Here is a 1985-nt window from a genome sequence, read left to right as displayed (position 1 = left end):
TGGTCCGTGACCGTGACGCCCGAGCAGGCGGACGCCGCCTCGCCGGTCGTCCGGATGACGTCCCGCCGCCCGTCGCTCTAGGCAACCGTCGATCATCTTTGAAGCCCAAGTTTCTTCGCTTTCAGCAGCGTGAAAGCGAAGAAACCCGGGCCTCGAAGGTGAGCTCTCAGCGGCCGCCGGCCCCACGGCCCGCAGCGCCGTCCGCCAGGCCGCGGGCGTAGGCCTCGGCCGAGCCCTCGCGGAACAGGTCGTCCGCGCTGCCCCGCACGAGGGCCCGCGCGCCTGGGCCGTCGGCGTCGGTCACGTACCGGTCCATGCCGCGCACGACGGCGACGGCGCGCCCCGCCGACTTGCCGCGCACCAGCTCGGACGCCGCCGCGATCTCGTCGACGACGGCGGTCACGGTCACGTTGAGCGGGCGCCCGTGCGTGTCGGTGCTGCCGCGCAGGTCGTCGGTGGGTGTGATCCCGGCGCAGCCGATCGCGATGTCGACCAGGGCGTCGCGCCACGGCCGGCCCGCCGTGTCGGTGACGACCACTCCGACACGGCCCAGTCCGAGCCGCTGCGTGAGCGCGGACCGGATCGTCCGCGCCGAGGCGTCGGGGTCCACGGGCAGCAGCAGGACGGTGCCCTCGGGCGTGTTGCTCGCGTCCACGCCCGCCGCGGCCATGACAAGGCCGAGCTTGTTCTCGACGATCCGCAGCGGCGGCAGCCCGGGGCGCTCCCGCCGGGCCACGACGCGGACGGTCTCGTCGGTGATCGCCTGCTCGCGGTCGTCGGCGGCCACGACCCGCCCCTCGGCCTTGGACACGATCTTCGAGGTGACCACGACGACGTCGCCGTCCCGGGGCCGGTCCGGCTCCTCCAGACCCGCCAGGAGGTCGGCGATCAGCTCGCCGAGATGGTCGCCGGGGATGATCTCGGGCAGCCCGTCGGGGGCCCAGACGCTGAGTCGTTCCACGGGAACATCCTCACACCGTCCCGCGGCCGGCCATCTCGGCGCGGTACCCTGCCAGTCGTCTACGTCACATTTGTCTGTTTGATGCCGCGATCGTTAGGGGACCTGTCCGGTGTTGCACGACCCGCCTGCCCGGAGCTCGGCGCCCGCACCGGAGCCCGCGGCCCTGCGGCCCGGTGAACCCCGCTCGATCGGGCCGTTCCGGGTCCGCAGCAGGCTCGGCAGCGGTGGCATGGGCGACGTCTACCTCGGCTCGACCCGCAAGGGGCAGCAGGTCGCGATCAAGCTGATCCGCGGCGCCCAGCTCGACGACGACGAGTTCCGTATCCGGTTCCGCCGCGAGGTGCGGGCCGCGGCCAAGGTCCGCAGCCGGTTCATCGCGAACCTGGTGGACGCCGATCCCGAGGCGGACCTCCCCTGGCTCGCCACCGAGTACGTGGCCGGGCCGACCCTGTCGCAGGAGCTTGCCGCCAACGGCCCGCTGCCTCAGGCGGACGTGCTGAACCTGGTCGCGGGCGTCGCCGAGGCGCTGCACGGGATCCACCGGGCCGGCCTGGTGCACCGCGACGTCAAACCGGCCAACGTGATCCTCGGCCCGGACGGGCCGCGCCTGATCGACCTGGGGGTGGTCGCCGCCGTCGACGCCACGCGCCTGACCCTGACCGGGCAGGCGGTCGGCACCCCGATGTACATGGCGCCGGAGCAGGCCACAGGCAGCCGGCCGACGGCCGCCGCCGACGTCTGGGCCCTGGGGGCGCTGGCCTACTACGCCGCGACCGGCAACCACCTCTTCGAGGGCGACCATCCGGCCGTCGTGCTGTACCGAGTCTCGGCGGAGGACCCGTCGTACGCCGACAGCCCGGAATACCTGCGCGCGTTCCTCGACGCGCTCCTGGTCAAGGACCCGGAGCGGAGGCCGTCCCTCGACGCGATCCTGCGCTCGCTCGGCGTGCCCGACCAGGCGGTCGCGGCCACGCTCCCGGCTGCGGGTCCGCCGGACCTGCCGTCCGCGGGGGCCGGCGGGCGG

General features: G+C 74.0%; 2 protein-coding genes. One reads left to right on the top strand and one right to left on the bottom strand.

All coding sequences use genetic code 11. The annotated features are described in order from the left end of the window. Positions 1–166: 166 nt before the first annotated feature. The gene (cofE, locus tag PROKR_RS21885; RefSeq protein ID WP_036967449.1) at positions 167–961 is read right to left on the bottom strand and encodes a coenzyme F420-0:L-glutamate ligase; all 795 of its coding nucleotides are present in this window, start codon (positions 959–961) and stop codon (positions 167–169) included. A 109-nt stretch (positions 962–1070) separates the two neighbouring features. Here cofE and PROKR_RS21880 point away from each other — a divergent pair. Beyond that, the coding region (locus tag PROKR_RS21880) for a serine/threonine-protein kinase (protein ID WP_157602453.1) at positions 1071–1985 on the top strand (915 nt) is incomplete at its 3' end.

Source organism: Promicromonospora kroppenstedtii DSM 19349 (assembly GCF_000515355.1).
In the GTDB taxonomy this organism is placed as follows: domain Bacteria; phylum Actinomycetota; class Actinomycetes; order Actinomycetales; family Cellulomonadaceae; genus Promicromonospora; species Promicromonospora kroppenstedtii.
The sequence above is the reverse complement of the archived record's forward strand: the minus strand, read 5'-3'. Positions and strand labels throughout refer to the sequence as shown.